Here is an 18,771-nt window from a genome sequence, read left to right as displayed (position 1 = left end):
AGCCTGCTCGCGAATGCGGTTTCACATTCAACAGCGTCGTTGTCTGACCCACCGCTTTCGCGAGCAGGCTCGCTCCCAAAGGGATTGTGGTGGTTCAGTAGACGTCGCGGCGGTAGCGGCCCTGCTCGATGAGGCGGTCGACTTCTGCAATCCCGAGCACTTCGTTGAGTACGTGATCCACGCCTGAAGCCATCCCCTGCAAGCTGCCGCAGATGTAAATCACGGCGCCGTCAGCCAGCCATTGCTTCAATAGATCGGCCGACTCACGCAGCCGATCCTGCACATAAATCTTCTCGGCCTGATCCCGCGAGAACGCCAGGTCCAGTCGCTCCAGATCGCCTGAAGTCAGCCATTCCTCAAGCTCATCGCGGCACAGATAGTCGTATTTCCGATGACGCTCACCGAACAGCAGCCAATGCCGTTGCTGCCCATCGGCAATGCGTGCCTTGAGCAAACTGCGCAGTCCAGCCAGCCCGGTGCCGTTGCCCAGAAGGATCATCGGCACCGGCTCGGTCGGCAGGTGAAACCCGCTGTTGCGCCGCACTCGCAGGCTGATGGTGCCACCCACCGGCGCGTGTTCGGTCAGCCAGCCGGAGCCGATGCCCAGGCTGCCATCGGTGTGCATTTCCTGGCGCACGATCAGTTCCAGAATGCCGTCAGCCGCAATCGAAGCAATGGAGTATTCGCGCATGGCCAACGGCACCAGGGCATCGACCAGCGCTTGCGCGTGCAGGCCGACCAGATGGGTTCTGTTTTCCGGCAGTTGTCGGCTGGCGAGGGCGTGCTCCAGCGGTTGCGACAAGCCACTGAAGGTCACCATCGCCCGGCCTTCAATACCCAGGCCATCAAGGAAATGCTCGATTGCCCACGGGCAATTGCGGGGCAGGACTTCCACCAGATCCCCCGCCAGCCAACTGCTGGTGGTCGGTGCGGTGAGGCCCAGCAAGTACACCGGTGAGCCGCTGCTGTCCGGGTTCATCAACTCGCGGCGGGTCAGGGTCCAGTTGTCGTAGCTCGGCGCCTGCCAGGTGTCGACCGGTGCTTGCCCGGTCAACAGGCCGAGTTGCTGCTGCCAGTGACGCAAGGCGTAAGGGTCGCCGCTGTCGACTTCCACTGGGGCGAACAACGTCTTGCCGCCATGCTCGCCAAGCCAGGTGTGCAAGCGTCGGGCGAAGCCGCAGAAGTGTTGATATTGGCGATCACCGAGACCCAATACCGCGTAGTTCAGGCTTTTCAGGTTCGACGCCTGGCCCAGCACCTTGCGTTCGAAACCGCGGGCGCTGTCCGGCGCTTCGCCGTCGCCGAAGGTGCTGACCACGAACAGCGCATTGCTGGATTCACGCAAATCCTGTTCGCTGACATTCGCCAAGGGTTGGACTTTTACCGGCAGGCCGGCCGCCTGCAATTGCCCGGCGGTCTGCCACGCCAGTTGCTCGGCAAAGCCGCTTTGGCTGGCGAAGCCGATCAACCAGGCTGGCGCATTGTTGCCCGTTTGCGCGAAGTTTTTGCGGGCGTCCTTGATCTGCTTTTTCTTGCGGCGACGGTCCAGGTACAACAACCAGCCAGTGACAAAGAACAGCGGCATGGTCAGCGCGGTGAGGGTCAGGATGATCCGCCCGACGATGCCGAAGTAACTGCCCACGTGCAGCGCGTAAATGCTGGTCAGCAGTTGTGCCTTGAGGCTCTTGTCGCTGTAACGGTCATGCCGTTTGACGAGGCCGGTGGCCGGATCGAGGCTGATCTGGTTCAGCGCACGGTCATGGGGCGAGGAGTTCAACAGGTAGAAGACCGTCGCCGGTTGACCGGCCACGGGCGGCATGCGGATGTTGTAGGCACTGAGTGCCGGACCTGCGGCGCTGTAGATGCTGCTCCACATGGCGGCGTAATCGGCGGTGGGCGCCGGGCCGCTTGGGGCAGGACCTCGACCGCCGCGCACGCGCTCGTTCTGCGGAGAGTCGGACAGCAATTGGGTCAAGCCCTTGTTGTACCACTCATAGGACCAGGACAACCCGGTCAGCGCTGACAGGAGGTAAAACACCAGGCACCAGGTACCGGCCACCGAGTGCAGGTCCCAGTTGAAACTGCGGCCCTTTTTCTTCCAGTCGAGGGTCAGCCAGGCGCGCCAGTTTTTCCATTGGCGCGGCCAGCGCAGGTACAGGCCGGACAGGCAGAAAAATACCAGGATCAGCGTGCAGGCCCCGGTGATCTGCCGCCCGGTATCGCCCATGGCGAGGAAGCGGTGCAGTTGCAGCATCAGGCCGAAGAAGTCCTGACCGGTGGCTTCACCCATGAACTGGGCGGTGTACGGATCGAAGTAGCGCATCTCGCCCCGGCGTTCGCCCGGTGGCGGGGTGAAACTCACCCGCGCGGCGTTGCCGCTGTCGGTCTCGACCCAGAGCATCGCGACTTTCTTGCCGGAGGCGCCCTCGATTTTTTCCACCAGTTCGGCGGGCGGCAGGACGCCGGCAACCTGCTTCTCGACCTGCAACACAGAAGGATTGAGCACGCTGAGGATCTCATCCTCAAACGACACCATCGCCCCGGTGATGCCCATCAGGGCCAGGACCAGCCCGGCACTGATGCCGAAAAACCAGTGCAACTGGAACAGGGTTTTCTTCAACACGTCGCTCGCCTTGTTCGTTCGAAATAATCATCACGGCGCGCATTATGCCGTGGGTTGCTGAGAAACATTCTTTTTACGTACAAAAGCCCCGTTCATGCAGATGAACGGGGCCTGACCTTATATCGCCGGCTGCTTTATGTGGGAGCGAGCCTGCTCGCGAAGGCTGTAGCCGTCGCCACAGATGAGGTGCGGCAACCATCCATTCGCGAGCAGGCTCGCTCTCACATTGATCAGAAGTGGAAGTTGGTGCTCAGCAATGCCGTGCGGCCCGCCGCCTGGTTGGCGAAGTGGGTCGAGAAGGCTTTGTCGTAGTAGGTTTCGTCGGTCAGGTTCTGCACGTTCAGTTGCAGGTCGACGTTTTTGCTCAACTTGTAGGCAGCCATTGCGTCGTAACGAACATAGGACTCGACCATGGTGGTGTTGGCCACGCTGCCGAAGACGTCGTCGACATAGAACGCACCGCCACCGATGGTCAGCTTTGGCGTGACCTGATAGGTCGTCCACAGGCTGGCACTGTTTTTCGGGGTGTTCGGCAGTTCGTTGCCATCGTTGGCTTTACCCAGCGGGCCGCCGTCTATTTGCTCGCTGTCCATGTAGGCGTAACCGGCGAAGACTTGCCATTTTTCGGTGATCTTGCCGCTGGCCGACAATTCGATGCCCTGCACGCGGGTTTTACCGGCGTTTTCATAGGACGTGGTGTCGACCTGGACGCGGGCGTTGTCTTTCTCGGTGCGGAAGATATCGGCGGTCAACGACAGGCGATCGTTCAGCAAGTCCCACTTGGTGCCGATTTCGTAGTTCTTGGTGGTTTCCGGCTCCATGTCGCTGCTCAGCAGATTGCCGTTGCGATCCGGAGTGCCGCCCAACGGGTTGCCTTCCTGACCTTCGCCCAGCGTGTTGCCCGGTGGCGTGGCGGAGGTGGCGTAGGACGCGTAGATGCTGCCGTTTTCGGCCGGTTTGTAAACCACGCCGAACTGGCCGGTCACGAACTCGCTGACGTCATCCCCTTTGGACGTGGTCACGCTGGACGCGTTGTAGGTTTTGTATTTGGTGTCGAAATGGTCGTAACGCAGGCCCATGTTCACCAGCCATTGCTCGGACAACTCGAGGGTGTCGAACACATACAGCGCGTAGGTATCGGACTCGGTATCAGTGCCGGCGTAGTTCCGCGAGATCGCACCGTTCCATGGGTCGTTCGGGTTCGGGTTGGCCAGCGAGGTGCAGTTGTAGCCGCTTGGCGCGCCGATCAGTGCCGGCGAGCAGTTGGTGGTCGACGCCGCGGTTCTCGGGGTGGTGTCGACGTTGACGTTGTACGAGGATTTCTGGCTTTCCTCGCGGCTCAGCTCGATGCCGGTGGCGAAGCTGTTCTTGAAGCCCGCAATGTAGACGTCACCAAACAGATCGGTCTGGTTCGTGGTGGTCTCGGTGTTGCTCACGCGGGTGTTGGCCCGGCGCCAGACGCTGCCGTTGTTGACGTTGCCCTTGCTGTCGTCTGGCTGGGTCAGGATGTAATCCTGCATGCTGCTGCCGTGGCGCAGGGTGTTCTTGACGGTCAGCGCATCGCTCAGGTCGTGCTCGATGGCAAAGGTTGCCGTGTCGGTGCGGCCCTTGCGGAAATCGCGATCCAGCCCGTAGAAGTTGCTGTGATCGCCGCCGGCGAACGGCTTGTCCGGATTCGACTTGGTGCGGGCGGCGGAACCTGCGACAGGGATGGTGTACGGAATGCCCGAGTCTGGCGTGTCGTTGCTTTCCAGATGGTAGTAATCGAGGTTGACCCGGGTGTCGGTGCCCAGGCCGAATGCCAGCGACGGCGCGATGCCCCAGCGGTCGTAATCGACGCTGTCACGGCCGGCGACATTGCTTTCGTGGCTCATCAGGTTCAGACGGCCAGCGGCGGTGTCGGTGAACTGGTAGTTGCCGTCCAGGGTGTAACGCTGGGTCTGGTCCGAACCCCAGGTAAAACCACCGTCGAACGAGTCGCCCAAGTGGGCCTTTTTGCTCACCAGGTTAATGCTGCCGCCCGCCGCGCCACGGCCGCCAATGGCCGAGTTCGGACCTTTGCTGACTTCGATGGATTCTACGGCGAAGATCTCGCGGCTCTGCGAACCGGTGTCACGCACACCGTCCAGATAGGTGTCGCCCTGAGCGTCGAAACCACGAATGAACGGACGATCGCCTTGTGGGTTTCCACCTTCACCGGCACCAAAGGTGATACCCGGAACGGTGCGCAGCGCATCCTGCATATTGAGGGCACCGGTGTCCTTGAGCACTTGCTGCGGGATGACGGTGACCGAGCGCGGTGTGTCCACCAGCGGTGCGGTGTACTTGGGCGAGGAGGCTTTTTCAACGTTGTAGGAAGTCGCATCCTGGGCTTCGCCAGTGATGGAGGTCGCCCCCAGGGAAATCGCATTGCCCGGCGCTTTTTCGTCGGCCTTTTCGGCTGCGAAAACCATGTGGCCGGCAGAACCCGCCGTGATCGCCACGCCAATTGCAGACGCGAGCAAACGCGGTGAACTGACCGGTAAATGTGAGTGTTGGCGTGACATGTGAATTCCCCTCCCCAAGGATTTGAGGCCGCGGAATATAGGGTAGACGCGTATTTGTATCAATTGCGAAACGTTACTATTCGCGAGGAATTTACATTCTTTACAATTTGACCTTACGGTTTTTGATGATTCGTTCGTCGTGGGGGTTTTACACAGTCAATAAGAATCAATACCATTGCCGCCTCTTTACCTCCAGGTGTCCTCCCATGCTGCTGCACATTCCCGGCGTGTTCGCGAAAGAAGAAGTGCAGCGCATCCGCGAGGCTCTGGAGCAGGCGGATTGGGCCGATGGCAAAATCACCGCCGGCTACCAGTCAGCCAAAGCCAAGCACAACCTGCAGCTGCCTGAGGGTCATCCGCTGGCCAAGGAAGTGGGTGCGGCGATGCTTGAGCGGCTGTGGAAAAATCCGCTGTTCATGTCCGCGGCTTTACCGCACAAAGTGTTTCCTCCGTTGCTGAACTGTTACACGGCGGGCGGCAGTTTCGACTTCCATATCGACAACGCCGTGCGTCAGCCCAAGGGCGGTATCGAGCGGGTTCGCACCGACCTGTCGGCGACGCTGTTTTTCAGCGAACCGGAGGACTATGACGGCGGCGAACTGGAAATCCAGGACACCTTCGGCACCCAGCGCGTGAAATTGCCGGCCGGCGACATGGTTTTGTATCCCGGCACCAGTCTGCACAAGGTCAACGCCGTCACCCGCGGCACCCGCTATGCGTCGTTCTTCTGGACCCAAAGCCTGGTGCGCGAAGACAGTCAGCGCGCGTTGCTGTTCGAGATGGACGGGGCGATCCAGCAATTGACTCAGGACATGCCCGATCACCCGTCGTTGATCCGCCTCACGGGCACATATCACAACCTGTTGCGTCGTTGGGTCGACGTATGAGTTTCCAATTGCGCCGCGAGGAAGTCCTCGACGGTGATTCCCTCAAAGCCATGCTGGAAGAAAGCTCCGCTCGTGCAGCCCAGGCGATTCTGATCGCTGCCCGTGAAAACATTCTCGATGCTCAAGCCTTGCTCGGGCAGATTCTGCTGGACGGGAATGGCATCGGGCAGGACCAGCCGCTGGCCGTGCGCTGGTTCGGGATTGCCGCCCGGCGCGGGCATCTGATGGCGCGCAACATGCTCGGTCGTTGTCATGAGCATGGCTGGGGGTGTGCGGCGGACGCTTCGGTTGCCGCGCAGCATTATCGAATCGCCGCCGACGCCGGGCTGGATTGGGCGATGTACAACTACGCCAATCTGCTGGCGACCGGGCGAGGTGTGATGGAGGATCAGGTGCAAGCGCTGAGTTTTTATCGTCGCGCCGCAGAACTGGGCCATGCGAAGTCGATGAACCTGTTCGGTCGTTATCTGGAAGAAGGACGGGGCTGTCCGGCGGATCCGCAAGCTGCGCGTGAGTGGTATCGACGCTCGGCGGTCGGTGGTGATTTTCGTGGGCAGTTCAGTCATGCCGCTGTGCTGGCCGACGAGGGGCATATCGAAGAAGCGCTGGGTTGGTTACGCAAGGCGCGGGACGGCGGAAATATAAATTTCCTGCGGGTGGCGAGTCAGACGTTGTTGACTGCGCAGAACGGGCAAGTTCGCGAATTGGCTACCGATTACGCTCAGCGCTGCGCCGACCTTGAGCGGGAGCTCGTCCCCCTGCAAGCACTGTAGAGTGCCGGGGGAGAGGATTTCAGACACAAAAAAGCCCATGACACGTCATGGGCTTTTTGATTGTCGCTTTAGCGCTTACAGGTAAAACGATTTCAACGGCGGAAAGCCATTGAATTCAACCGCGCTGTAACTGGTGGTGTAGGCACCGGTCGACAGCCAGTACAAACGGTCACCGATGGCCAGGTTCAGCGGCAGACCGTACTTGTAGTTCTCATACATGATGTCGGCGCTGTCGCAGGTTGGGCCGGCGATGACCACTTCTTCCATCTCGCCTTTCTTCTCGGTCCAGATCGGGAACTTGATCGCTTCGTCCATGGTTTCGATCAGGCCGGAGAACTTGCCCACATCCGTATAAACCCAACGCTCGACGGCGGTACGGGATTTACGCGCCACCAGCACCACTTCACTGACCAGGATGCCGGCGTTGGCGATCAACGAACGGCCTGGCTCCAGGATGATTTCCGGCAGGTCATCACCGAAGTCTTCCTTGAGGAAACGGATGATTTCTTCGGCGTAGGTTTCCAGGCTGTTGGTGCGAGTGATGTAGTTGGCCGGGAAGCCGCCGCCCATGTTGATCAGCTTGAGGTGGATGCCGTCTTCTTCTTTCAGGCGTTCGAAGATCACTTTGACCTTGGCGATCGCCGCGTCCCAGACGCTGATGTCGCGCTGTTGTGAACCAACGTGGAACGAGATGCCGTAAGGCACCAGGCCCAGGTCGCGGGCGAGGATCAGCAGGTCCATGGCCATGTCGGTCTGGCAGCCGAATTTGCGCGACAAAGGCCAGTCAGCCGTGGTCGAGCCTTCGGTGAGGATGCGCACGTAGACTTTCGAACCCGGCGCAGCCTTGGCAATGTTGCGCAGGTCTGCTTCGGAGTCGGTGGCATACAGACGCACGCCCTTGTCGTAGAAGTAGCGGATGTCCTTGGATTTCTTGATGGTGTTGCCGTAGCTGATGCGATCCGGGCCAACGCCCTGGTTCATCACTTTGTCGAGCTCGTAGATCGACGCGATGTCGAAGTTCGAGCCTTTCTCTTTGAGCAGGTCGATGATTTCGACGGCTGGGTTGGCCTTGACCGCGTAGTAGACCTTGGCGAATTCGAAACCGGCGCGCAGGTCGTCATAAGCCTGGCTGATCATCGCGGTGTCGATCACCACGAACGGGGTTTCTTGTTTGTCGGCAAACGCCTTCATTTTGTTGAAGGTATCGCGCGCGAAATAGTCTTCGACGTTGATCGACATGCTGGGAACTCCTACTGGCAAACTGAAATTAACAATGGGTGCGAGGGTGTGTCATCAATGAAATCGCGAGTGCGTTGCGCCTGAGCGCGTGCCAGGCAAGGCGCAGGCCGCCGCGAATGGTCATTCCCTTCGCAAGGCCTGCAACGCAGCATGGCGCGCTCAGGCACAACCCGAAGGGCCGGGCCTGCTTTTGCGCAGGGCTGCGTTGCTCGTCCCTTATTTGGAACAACCAAACCGCGGGCCTCGCGCCTTGCCCTGCGCAAAAGCAGGCTCCGGCGCACTCGTGATTTCATTGATGACACACCCTCCTGAACGTCCTCCGTATCCCCACTTTGGTTCGCCTACTTCCCAAGGCATGTCGCCGAAAGCAAAAAGGCCACGGGAGGCGGTGCTTTCCCTTGGCCTTGCTGTCTCGTCGTCAGTACTTGAGCCGGATGGATCGTTTCCAGCATGGACGTTCGGCGCGAACTTTAGGGCGTGAGGGGCTTGAGATCAACAAAAAATGTCGCGTTTTTGCACGCTTCCGTCGTGCGGTCCTGGATAGCTACTGATGTAACCGACCTGCATGACAGTGTGATGTTCCCGTTGGAGGGACATTTGAGTTGTTTCAGAGGGATTTGTGGTGGCCCATTCGCGAGCAAGCCTCGCTCCTACAGGTTTTCGGTATGTCGTGATGTTGCGTACGACACCGCACCTGTAGGAGCGAGGCTTGCCCGCGAAGGCGTCAGATCAGGCTACAGCAGTCTCGGCAGGCGAAACAATGCTGGTCTTGCCCCCACGGGACTTGCCGGAACTCAGGTACTCGGCAATCGATTCCTGAGTCACTTCCCCCAGGAACACCCGCTCCGCATCCATCACCGGCAGCCACGAGCGGTTGAACTCGTACATGCGCGACAGCAGGATGCGCAAATGCTCGTCAAACGCCGCCGTGGCGTTGAACTCGCGCAGGTATTGCGCGCAAGTCCCTGTCTGACGGTGCAGGTCGCGACGTCGTACATAACCCAGCGCCTTGTTCTCACCATCGGTGACCACCACATAACGACGGTCCAGTTCGTCCATCAACTCCAGGGCTTCGGCCACCGGGGTTTCCGGGCTGACCGACGGCGCGTTGTCCGCCGCGTCTTCGGCTTTCACCAGCAACAGACGCTTGAGGGTGCTGTCCTGGCCGACGAAGTTGCTGACAAAGTCATCCGCCGGGTGCGCCAGCAGCGTGTCCGGGTGATCGATCTGCAGCAGCTTGCCTGCGCGGAAGATTGCAATCTTGTCGCCCAGCTTGATCGCTTCGTCGATGTCGTGGCTGACCATGATCACGGTCTTGTTCAGCGCCCGTTGCATCTCGAAGAACTCGTTCTGGATCATCTCGCGATTGATCGGGTCGACCGCGCCGAAGGGTTCGTCCATCAGCAACAACGGCGCGTCGGCCGCCAGTGCCCGAATCACACCGATCCGCTGCTGCTGACCGCCGGACAACTCACGCGGGTAGCGATTCAGGTACTGCTTGGGTTCCAGCTTGATCATGCTCATCAACTCGCGGGCGCGGTCGTGGCATTTCTGTTTGTCCCAGCCCAACAGGCGCGGAACGATGGTGATGTTTTCCTCGATGGTCATGTTCGGGAACAGGCCGATCTGCTGGATCACATAACCGATGTTACGGCGCAAGGTCACGGCGTCGAGGTCGGTGGTGTCTTCGCCGTTGATCAGGATCTTGCCCGAGGTCGGTTTGATCAAGCGGTTGATCATCTTCAGCGTGGTGCTTTTGCCGCAGCCCGATGGTCCGAGGAATACGCAGATTTCGCCTTCATTGACGGTCAGGCTCACCGAGTCCACGGCTTTCACATCTTTGCCGTTGCTTTGGAAGGTCTTGCTGAGGTTTTGAAGTTCGATCATTTGAGCAGTCCTTTTGGAGTCAGCGTGCGTTGCAGCCATTGCAGAAGCAGGTCGGCGAAGATGGCCAGGAGACTGACCAGCACGGCGCCGACGATCAGCATCGACATATCGCTGCGGCTGATTGAAGCGAGAATAAGTACACCGAGGCCACCGGCACCGATGGTCGCGGCGATGGTCATGACACCAATATTCATGACCACGGCGGTGCGCACACCGGCCAGAATTACCGGCACGGCGATGGGCAGTTCGACCATGCGCAGGCGCTGGCCGAAGGTCATGCCGATGCCGCGAGCGGCTTCGCGAATGCCCGGTTCGACGCCGGTCAGCGCCAGGTAGGTGTTACGCATGATCGGCAGCAGCGAGTACAAAAACACCGCCGTGATTGCCGGCATCGGACCGAGGCCCTGGCCGAATTTCGAGTAGAACGGCAGCAACAGGCCAAACAGCGCAATCGACGGCACGGTCAGCAGCACCGTGGCGCTGGCTTGCAGCGGGCCGGCGAGGGTCGGGAAGCGCGTCATCAGCACGCCCAACGGCACGCCCACGAGGATCGCCAATGTCACGGCGATGCCGACCAGGGTGATGTGCTGCCAGGTCAGGTGCAGCACCAGCGGCCAGTCGAGATGGGAAAAGGCGTTAAGAAATTCCATGTCTTTTCCTCCTCAGTTCAAGGGATGCTGGCGCAGAAAGTCTGCGGCAACGGATGAAGGGCTTTCGTGATCGACATCGACCCGCGCGTTGAGCTGGCGCATGGTGGCGTCGTCGAACAGTTCAGCCAGCGGCTTTATTTCTTCCGCCAGTTTTGGATGGGCGTCGAGGTAGTCCTGACGCACAACTGGCGCGGCGGTGTAGTCCGGGAAGTAGTGCTTGTCGTCTTCGAGCAGTTTGAGCTTGAAGGCGTTCAAGCGACCGTCGGTGGTGTAGACCAGACCGGCAAACACCTGGCCATTGCGCAGGGCGGTGTAGACCAAACCGGCATCCATCTGCCGAATGTTCTTGCGGGACAGGTTCATGCCGTAGAGATCGACCATGCCGTCCAGACCGTCGGAACGGTTGGCGAACTCGGTATCCAGCGCCACCAGATGATTGGTCTTGGCTTCAGCCTGCAGCACCGTGTTCAGCTCGCTGATGGTGTTGATCTGCGGGTAAGCCTTCGCGGTGGTTTCCGGCAGGGCCAGGGCGTAGGTGTTGCTGAATTTCGACGGAGTCAGCCAGATCAGGCCTTTTTTCGCGTCGAGTTCCTTCACCTTGGCGTAGGACTGCGCACTGTCGAGCTTCTCGGTGATGTGGTTGTAAGCCACCAGCGAGACGCCGGTGTATTCCCACATCAAATCCAGCTGACCACTTTCGTGGGCGCTACGGGCCAGGTTGCTGCCCAGACCGCCGGTCACCTGAGTGTCGTAACCCTTGGTGCGCAGGTATTGGGAGGTGATTTCCGCCAGCAGGGTTTGTTCGGTGAACACCCGGGCGCCGATGCGGATGACCGGTTTTTCTGCGGCTTGGGCGATTCCTGCGAACAGCAGGGCGCAGCCTAGAAACAAGCATATTTTTTTCATGAGATTTCCTTTGCCGAGGCTTAAGACGGGCGCAAGCCGCGTTCGAGCCAGAGGCGGCTGGCGAGTGTCACCAGGCCGTCGAGCAGCAAGGCCAGCAGGGCGGTGCAGGCCGCGCCGAGCAGCAGTTGCGGCTGATTGTTCAAGGCGATGCCAGGGAAAATCAGGCTGCCCAGGCTGTTGGCGCCGATCAGGAACGCCAGCGGTGCCGTCCCGACGTTGATCGCCAAGGCCACGCGCACGCCGCCGATGATGATCGGCACGGCGTTCGGCAGTTCGACCCGCCACAGCACTTGCGTCGGTGTCATGCCGATGCCGACGGCCGCTTCCTTGAGGGAGCCCTGAACGTTTTTCAGGCCTTCATAGGTGTTGCGCACAATCGGCAACAGCGAGGCGAGGAACAGCGCGAAGATCGCGGGGCCGCTGCCGATGCCGAGGATCCCCAGGGCGATGGCCAGTACGGCAAGAGGCGGCACGGTGTTGCCGATGTTGAAGATCTGCATGAAGCGTTCAGCGCGGCCCACCATGCTCGGGCGGCTGAGGAAAATACCGGCGGGGATGCCCACAACGAGGGCGGCCAGCATGGAGACAAGGACGAGGATCAAGTGAGCTTGCAGGTAAAACAACAAATCGTCGCGGTAATGTTCGATCGTGTTGATGCCAATCCAGTGGACCAGCAGGGCCAGGAGAGCGACGACAACCGCACCTCCTATCAGCCCCTTGCCATAGCGAATAGCCACAGGCGGACTCCTTTTTTCTTTGTCGGCGAACGCAGTCCCGTGTGGCATGCCATTCCTGGCTGCCGGGAAAAACAACGTTCGCGAGAAGCAGCTCTTCATGCTGATGCAACCGCATGAGATCGAGCCATAAGCGCAGCCTCGTCAGGCTAACTTGCAGGTTTTTCAAACCCTGCTACGAGAGCTGTAACAGGGGAGTGGACGTCTGCACCTTTTAAAAGGTTCCATAATTAGCAGCAATTAGCCACCCTTGATCTCCCTTTGGACCTGTCGATCGCCATGGGCGAGAGGGCGAACGGTGGTCCGTGACGGTCGGTTTGCGCTATACTCGCCGCCCTTTTTTGAATCACCTGCCAGGCGATTTCCCATGACCAAACAGGCCGCCGAAGTCGCGAAACGCCGCACTTTCGCCATTATTTCCCACCCCGATGCCGGTAAAACCACCATCACCGAGAAGCTCTTGCTGATGGGCAAGGCGATTGCGATTGCGGGCACGGTGAAATCACGTAAATCCGACCGCCATGCCACCTCCGACTGGATGGAAATGGAAAAGCAGCGTGGTATCTCGATTACCACGTCGGTCATGCAGTTCCCATATCGCGACCACATGATCAACCTGCTCGACACCCCGGGCCACGAAGACTTCTCCGAAGATACCTACCGCACCCTGACGGCGGTGGACTCGGCCTTGATGGTCCTCGACGGCGGTAAGGGTGTAGAGCCTCGGACCATCGCGCTGATGGACGTCTGCCGTCTGCGTGACACGCCGATCGTCAGCTTCATCAACAAACTCGACCGCGACATCCGCGACCCGATCGAACTGCTCGACGAAATCGAAGCGGTCCTGAAGATCAAGGCGGCGCCGATCACCTGGCCGATCGGTTGCTACCGTGACTTCAAGGGCGTTTATCACCTCGCCGACGATTACATCATCGTGTACACCGCGGGCCACGGCCACGAGCGCACCGATGTCAAAATTATCGAGAAGCTCGACTCCGACGAAGCTCGCGCGCACTTGGGCGATGAATACGATCGCTTTGTCGATCAGCTGGAACTGGTGCAGGGCGCCTGTCACGAATTCAATCAACAGGAATTCCTCGACGGCCAGCTGACGCCGGTGTTCTTCGGTACTGCCTTGGGCAACTTCGGTGTCGATCACGTGCTCGATGCTGTGGTCAACTGGGCGCCGAAACCGTTGGCCCGTGTTGCCAACGAGCGTACCGTCGAGCCAGTCGAAGAGAAATTCACCGGCTTCGTGTTCAAGATCCAGGCGAACATGGACCCTAAACACCGCGACCGTATCGCGTTCATGCGTATCTGCTCCGGCAAGTACGAAAAAGGCATGAAGATGCGCCACGTGCGCACCGGCAAGGACGTGCGGATCGGCGACGCGCTGACCTTCTTCTCTTCCGAGCGCGAGCAACTGGAAGAAGCGTTTGCCGGCGATATCATCGGCCTGCACAACCACGGCACCATCCAGATCGGCGACACCTTCACCGAAGGCGAAGCCCTGAGCTTCACCGGTATCCCGCACTTCGCCCCGGAACTGTTCCGTCGCGTGCGCCTGCGTGATCCGCTGAAATCCAAGCAACTGCGTCAAGGCTTGCAGCAATTGGCAGAAGAGGGCGCCACCCAAGTGTTCTTCCCCGAGCGCAGCAACGACATCATCCTCGGCGCCGTCGGTGTGCTGCAGTTCGATGTGGTGGCCAGCCGCTTGAAAGAGGAATACAAGGTCGAGTGCTCTTACGAGCCGATCACCGTCTATTCCGCTCGCTGGATCGATTGCGACGATAAGAAGAAATTCGAGGAGTTCCGGGTCAAGGCCGTGGAAAACCTGGCGGTCGATGGCGGTGGTCACCTGACGTACCTGGCGCCGACGCGGGTCAACCTGGCGTTGATGGAAGAGCGCTGGCCGGACGTGAAATTCCGTGCGACGCGTGAGCATCATTAAACGCTGAGTTGCAAAATCAAAAGCCCCGGTCGCGAAAGCGCCGGGGCTTTTTCATGCCCGACACAATTCCCTGTGGGGGCGAGCCGGCTCGCGATGGTGGTCAGGACGCCACGGGTTATCAGGCGGCCCGCATTCTCGTTGACGTCTTTCGCGAGTGCTGGCCGGACGTGAAATTCCGCAAGGCGGGCGAACGTCATCAAGCGATGAGTCAGTACGCGTATGTCAGGCATTTCTGTAGGCGTTTTTACGGAGTTCTGTAGCTGGGCTCTGCTTTTTACTTCTCTAGTCTTTTACGCGAGACATGGAAGTCGTTGACGTCTAGCTTTCGGTGGACATTTCGCAAGTAGCGACTTTCCACGAGCAGGAGCACAAGACAAATGGATGTAATGAAAACCGATGCGGCTGCACTGACAACCCAACGACCTCTGACTCCCATTTCTGTCATCGAACGTTACTACGATCTGATCGTCAGCAGTGCTCCCTGTTTCGAAGTCAGCATCCGTGACGACGCTTTTGAGCCTTCCATGAAGCTGCCCGAAATGGAGCCGCGAATGCAGGCCTTCCTTTCTGTCGCCACTGCGCAATTTTTTGAGATGGGCCGTTACCGAGGTATGCCGTTGCGGTTGTTCGACCTGAGGCAAAACGCAAATACTCAAACCACAAAGACCTTTGCCTCGACGCTGATCGTTGCGCGCGCCATTCGCCATATTCAGGATACCGGCGACAGTATTGTGTTGTTTTCCCCCTCATCCGGAAACAAAGCCATCGCTCTACGTGATGCGGTTCTACGGGCAATTAAAAACAAGCTGGTCCACCCAGAGCAGTTACGCATTGTCACGCTGACGCCTGCCCTGACGACTGAAAAGTTGCGTAGATCCGAACTTTACGACGATCCTCGATTGCGTGCTTTGAATCCTGTGTTCGTGCTGGATACTGAGTCGCCGGAAGCAGTAAAGGTTGTTGGACAACAGTTCAAGGATCTCTTCAATCGTCGTCCATTGGGTGATTCGAAGTTGTGGCATTCCCTCCGGCTCGAGAACTACCGGTTTTCTGATCAAGCCCGGGCTTTTTTTGATTTTGAGTATGGTGACGCCTGGGACACTGACCGCAAGACCGTGCATGTGCATGCTGTGTCGAGTGCTTATGGTCTTCTGGGATATTGCTCAGGTGTGGACGTGATGAAGCGTCACGGGACACAGGTTTCCACTCCGTCATTTTTGTTGGTTCAACATCTCGCAACCAGCGACATGGTTCTGCACTTGCTCGACGGAAATTTTGAGGGTGCTTCTGCTCCACGCTATAAGCAGGGGGCCGACGGTTTATGGGTGCAGTCGGAGTCTGCGCACTTTCCTGCCACAACATGGAGTCCAGACGAAGTACTCGAACACACTTTTTATACACACCTGCCACCTACCGCAGTGGAAATGACTGCGCGGGTCAGGGCCAATGGCGGCTCGGGGATAGTCGTTTCGCTTCATGAGTGCATGCAGCGCTACAGTGAATGCGCTCAATTTCTCGCGAATACGCCCGTCAGCTTGCCAGCCGATCCTCGTGATCTGAAAGAGTGGTCATTGGTGATGGCCATGACAGGTTGCCTGAATGCAATTGATCGACAACTACTTGAGGGTATGGACGGTTGCACCATCCACGCGTCGGGCACCTATTGCGGGCGGGATTTTGAAGGCATTCCCACAGAGGGTTTGTCTTTTATTGATAGTGCTGAAGAGATGATGGAGATCCTTCGCAGCCCTTGTAATCCATGAGCTTTGATCCTCACATGATCAGCAAAGCGCTCTGCCATTTTCGCGTTTATCGGGGCGACTCCAGAGCTGGAGAATCGGCATGCCTGGTTTATGCAGGAGTGGCGGAAGGTTTGGTTTATATCGCACCGTTTGTGGCGCAGTGTTTTTTTGAGAAGCCGTATATAGAGCAGGAAGGAACTCTGGAGTGGCACCAGCTTGAGGGTTTCATAAAGCAGGATCAAACCGACTTGTACTTGTTGATGGCTCCCTTGGAGGTCATTCAGCAATACCGGCAGCCTGGCGATATTGTCGGCGTGAGCAGGATTCACCAACAAGTTGATGTTTCAGCTGGATGGCAGCAGGTACTGAGCCAATTCTCCCATCGAGAAAACAAGCGTCGCACTCAATTGGCCGGACAAGGTTTTGATTTCGATGTGTCGTTTGAAGATAAAGACTTCTTTGCGTTCTATCGGTCGATGCACGTCCCGACAATGAGCGCCCGTTACGGGTGTTTTGCGCGAAGCGTGCCGGAGCAAGCGGCTTATCTCGACTTATTTAAACAAGGCGTTTTGTTTCGAGTTCATTTAAAGGGTGAGTGGGTGGCGGGCAGTATTTCCCAGATTAATGAATCGACACGCACCTTGAATGCGCGGTTGATCGGAGTGAAGGAGGGAGCCGCCGTCTACCGGGCCAATGGAGCGCAGAATTATGTCTACCACGCGATCCTTGAGTGGGCATCCGACCATCCAGCGATTGATTGTGTCGACTTCCAGGGCTGCGAGCCATTTCTGAGCAAAGGAACATTCCAGTACAAGAAACGCTTTGGGACGACGGCAGTTGTTCCTGAAAACGCATTCGGTCAATGGCGGTTGTTGATTCGAACAAGGGCGCTTTGTGTGTCCACCAGACACTTTCTGATCAATAACCCTTTACTGGGTCTGGATGCCGAGGGGCGGTTACAAGCGCAATATTTTTTTGATGCAGAGCATGAGGTTCGCTCGGATATTCCTTTCGCTTCAAAGGGCATCCAAAGCGAAGTAAGGCGCAACCTGGATCAATGGGATGACTGATCGGTACATTTACCCGATTCGGCTCAGTGGCTATTTCTGCCCAATGGCCTGGGTGCTTGCTGCGTTGATTTTTATCAGCCGTTTGAGCGCCATGGTGAAGCTGTTCATGGCGTTGTACCTGCGTCAGGCGTTGGCGTTGCCGATTGAAACCGTTGGATGGTTGTTGTCCGGGTACGGAGCCGGCTTGTTGATAGGGTCGATGGGGGGAGGACTGCTGAGTGAGCATTTCCCGACGGCTCGACTCACTGCCGCGCTGTTTTTTGTTTCAGCGTGGATTTTGGTCTTGTTGGGACTGGTTACAGATGTGCTTTTTTTGGCAGGTCTGCTTCTGTTCAGCGGGGTACTTGATGGTGCGATTCGCACCCTTCATCAGCGGTTGATCATGGAGTATTGCGAGGTTGCACAGCGGACTCGCTCGCAGTCATTGAACCGTGTTGCCAGCAATTTGGGCATGGCAGTTGCCGGAGTGGTGGGTGGCGTCCTGGCGCAGACGGATTTTCGTTGGGTATTTTTTCTCGGTGCCGCCATGTCTCTGCTGGCCTTGGTCTGGTTTGTTCGGGCGACACATCAGCGAGATATTCTGAGGCAGGATGAGGACTCCGAGGGGGCTTCAGGTTCTTGCGTACCGTATCGCGACAAGCCTTTCCTCTGGCTGTTGGGGGCCTCAGTCTTGCTCGGTCTTGCCTTTGAGCCGGTCTACAGCATGTTGGGCAACTATTTACTTGATTACTATCGGTTGGGTGCTGAAGTCATTGGTTGGCAATTTGCGCTCAACGCAGTGCTGGTGGTGGTACTGCAAATCCCGATATCTCATTGGAGCGAGCAATGGAGCGCACGCTGGCGGCTGCTGGCTGGCAGCATTTTGCTGGCCTGCGGGCTCGGCATGTTGCCCTTGGGCGCCGGTGTGTTTTATCTCTGCCTCTCGACCGCTATCTGGACGCTTGGCGAAATTCTCTTCATGCCCACTTTGAACGTGATGGTCATGAAGCGCGCACAAGCGGGTAAAAGCGGGCACTACTTTGGTCTTTTCTCAATGTGTTGGAGCGCGAGTGTGCTGCTTTCTCCGACGCTTGGAGGCCACCTTTATGGCCACTTTGGTGGGCATAGTGTCTGGCTTGGGTGTGCGGCCTTGGCGATCTTGTCCATGCCACTGGTTTGCCAGGCAACTCGCAGATAGCTCGCGTAATTTAGCTGATCTGGTTATAGGCATTATTCAAATCCGTTCTCCCCACCCACGGCATTTCCCGCGCATCGTTAGAGTCCTATCTGGAGAACCCAACCCGCCCCATCGGGACCGGATGTCTACCAGTGCCGTCGGGCCACCACGTTTCACCTGCGATAAGGATGGAATCAGCCATGAGCATTTTTCAACGCATTGTGTTGTTGCTGAAAGTTTGGGTACTGCTGTTGGTTGGCATGTCAGCGGCCTGGGCGGAATGCCCGGACCATCGTGAGCAGGCTTCGAGTGGGCAGGTGACGCACACTGGGCTGATGATCGCCGCGTCCGAGTCGGAGCCAGGCGACCAAGGGCAGGGCGGCAGTGCGGACGATGACGACTCGACCACCGAGGATCCCGATGAGGATGAGGGGGCTTAAGTAGCAGGCAAAAGAAAACCCCTTTTCCCCCGACTGATGCGCAGCCAGGGAAGAAGAGGTTTTTGAACAGGTCGCTTATCCCTGTGGGAGCGAGCCTGCTCGCGAAGGCGATATTCCAGTCAACATCTAAGTCGACTGAGAAAACGCTATCGCGAGCAGGCTCGCTC

General features: G+C 58.3%; 15 protein-coding genes. 8 read left to right on the top strand and 7 right to left on the bottom strand.

The genetic code is table 11. The features are described 5' to 3' along the window. Positions 1 to 94: 94 nt before the first annotated feature. Positions 95 to 2,623 carry a sulfite reductase flavoprotein subunit alpha gene (locus QMX98_RS21950; protein ID WP_282411368.1) on the bottom strand — a complete coding sequence of 843 codons (2,529 nt, stop codon included), beginning with the start codon at positions 2,621 to 2,623 and terminating at the stop codon, positions 95 to 97. Between the two features lie 230 nt (positions 2,624 to 2,853). Continuing rightward, positions 2,854 to 5,169, bottom strand: coding sequence for a TonB-dependent siderophore receptor (locus QMX98_RS21945; RefSeq protein ID WP_077747398.1), 2,316 nt, complete (start codon positions 5,167 to 5,169; stop codon positions 2,854 to 2,856). 206 nt (positions 5,170 to 5,375) lie between these two features. Here QMX98_RS21945 and QMX98_RS21940 point away from each other — a divergent pair, with 206 nt between their 5' ends. Continuing rightward, entirely contained in the window at positions 5,376 to 6,056 is a 681-nt protein-coding gene (locus tag QMX98_RS21940) for a Fe2+-dependent dioxygenase (protein WP_010463447.1), read from the top strand. Continuing rightward, a complete protein-coding gene (locus QMX98_RS21935) occupies positions 6,053 to 6,829 on the top strand; it encodes a tetratricopeptide repeat protein (RefSeq protein ID WP_221108269.1) in 777 nt (258 codons plus the stop codon). Before QMX98_RS21940 ends, QMX98_RS21935 begins: the two co-directional genes overlap by 4 nt. 75 nt (positions 6,830 to 6,904) lie before the next feature. Here the strand turns inward: QMX98_RS21935 and QMX98_RS21930 are convergent, their stop codons facing one another. The 5 genes from QMX98_RS21930 to QMX98_RS21910 form a co-directional block, all read right to left on the bottom strand. Further along, positions 6,905 to 8,068 carry a type III PLP-dependent enzyme gene (locus QMX98_RS21930; protein ID WP_010463443.1) on the bottom strand — a complete coding sequence of 388 codons (1,164 nt, stop codon included), beginning with the start codon at positions 8,066 to 8,068 and terminating at the stop codon, positions 6,905 to 6,907. A gap of 729 nt (positions 8,069 to 8,797) precedes the next feature. After that, complete coding sequence (locus tag QMX98_RS21925) at positions 8,798 to 9,955, bottom strand: ABC transporter ATP-binding protein (RefSeq protein ID WP_121733608.1); 1,158 nt, start codon at positions 9,953 to 9,955, stop codon at positions 8,798 to 8,800. Further along, positions 9,952 to 10,605, bottom strand: coding sequence for an ABC transporter permease (locus tag QMX98_RS21920; RefSeq protein ID WP_010463438.1), 654 nt, complete (start codon positions 10,603 to 10,605; stop codon positions 9,952 to 9,954). Before QMX98_RS21920 ends, QMX98_RS21925 begins: the two co-directional genes overlap by 4 nt. A 12-nt stretch (positions 10,606 to 10,617) precedes the next feature. Further along, on the bottom strand, positions 10,618 to 11,511 hold the full coding sequence (locus QMX98_RS21915) for a glycine betaine ABC transporter substrate-binding protein (protein ID WP_010463436.1): 894 nt from the start codon (positions 11,509 to 11,511) through the stop codon (positions 10,618 to 10,620). 20 nt (positions 11,512 to 11,531) lie between these two features. Beyond that, a complete protein-coding gene (locus QMX98_RS21910; protein WP_010463434.1) occupies positions 11,532 to 12,248 on the bottom strand; it encodes an ABC transporter permease in 717 nt (238 codons plus the stop codon). A gap of 364 nt (positions 12,249 to 12,612) precedes the next feature. Between QMX98_RS21910 and QMX98_RS21905 the strand changes: the two genes are divergently transcribed. The 6 genes from QMX98_RS21905 (at position 12,613) to QMX98_RS21880 (ending at position 18,604) form a co-directional block, all read left to right on the top strand. Further along, a complete protein-coding gene (locus tag QMX98_RS21905) occupies positions 12,613 to 14,196 on the top strand; it encodes a peptide chain release factor 3 (protein ID WP_010463432.1) in 1,584 nt (527 codons plus the stop codon). Between the two features lie 53 nt (positions 14,197 to 14,249). Further along, positions 14,250 to 14,456, top strand: coding sequence for a hypothetical protein (locus QMX98_RS21900; RefSeq protein WP_282411367.1), 207 nt, complete (start codon positions 14,250 to 14,252; stop codon positions 14,454 to 14,456). Positions 14,457 to 14,573: 117 nt separating this feature from the next. Continuing rightward, positions 14,574 to 15,959 carry a DUF6002 family protein gene (locus tag QMX98_RS21895; protein ID WP_282411366.1) on the top strand — a complete coding sequence of 462 codons (1,386 nt, stop codon included), beginning with the start codon at positions 14,574 to 14,576 and terminating at the stop codon, positions 15,957 to 15,959. 14 nt (positions 15,960 to 15,973) lie between these two features. Continuing rightward, positions 15,974 to 17,008, top strand: coding sequence for a hypothetical protein (locus tag QMX98_RS21890; RefSeq protein WP_238547526.1), 1,035 nt, complete (start codon positions 15,974 to 15,976; stop codon positions 17,006 to 17,008). Next, positions 17,001 to 18,185 (top strand): MFS transporter, encoded by a 1,185-nt coding sequence (locus tag QMX98_RS21885; protein ID WP_282411365.1) that lies wholly within the window; start codon positions 17,001 to 17,003, stop codon positions 18,183 to 18,185. Before QMX98_RS21890 ends, QMX98_RS21885 begins: the two co-directional genes overlap by 8 nt. A gap of 179 nt (positions 18,186 to 18,364) precedes the next feature. Next, a complete protein-coding gene (locus tag QMX98_RS21880; protein ID WP_282411364.1) occupies positions 18,365 to 18,604 on the top strand; it encodes a hypothetical protein in 240 nt (79 codons plus the stop codon). Positions 18,605 to 18,771: the final 167 nt, after the last annotated feature.

This window comes from Pseudomonas sp. PS02303 (genome assembly GCF_029959925.1).
GTDB lineage: Bacteria > Pseudomonadota > Gammaproteobacteria > Pseudomonadales > Pseudomonadaceae > Aquipseudomonas > Aquipseudomonas mandelii.
Note: the sequence above shows the minus strand (reverse complement) of the source record. Positions and strands in the feature narration are given on the sequence as shown.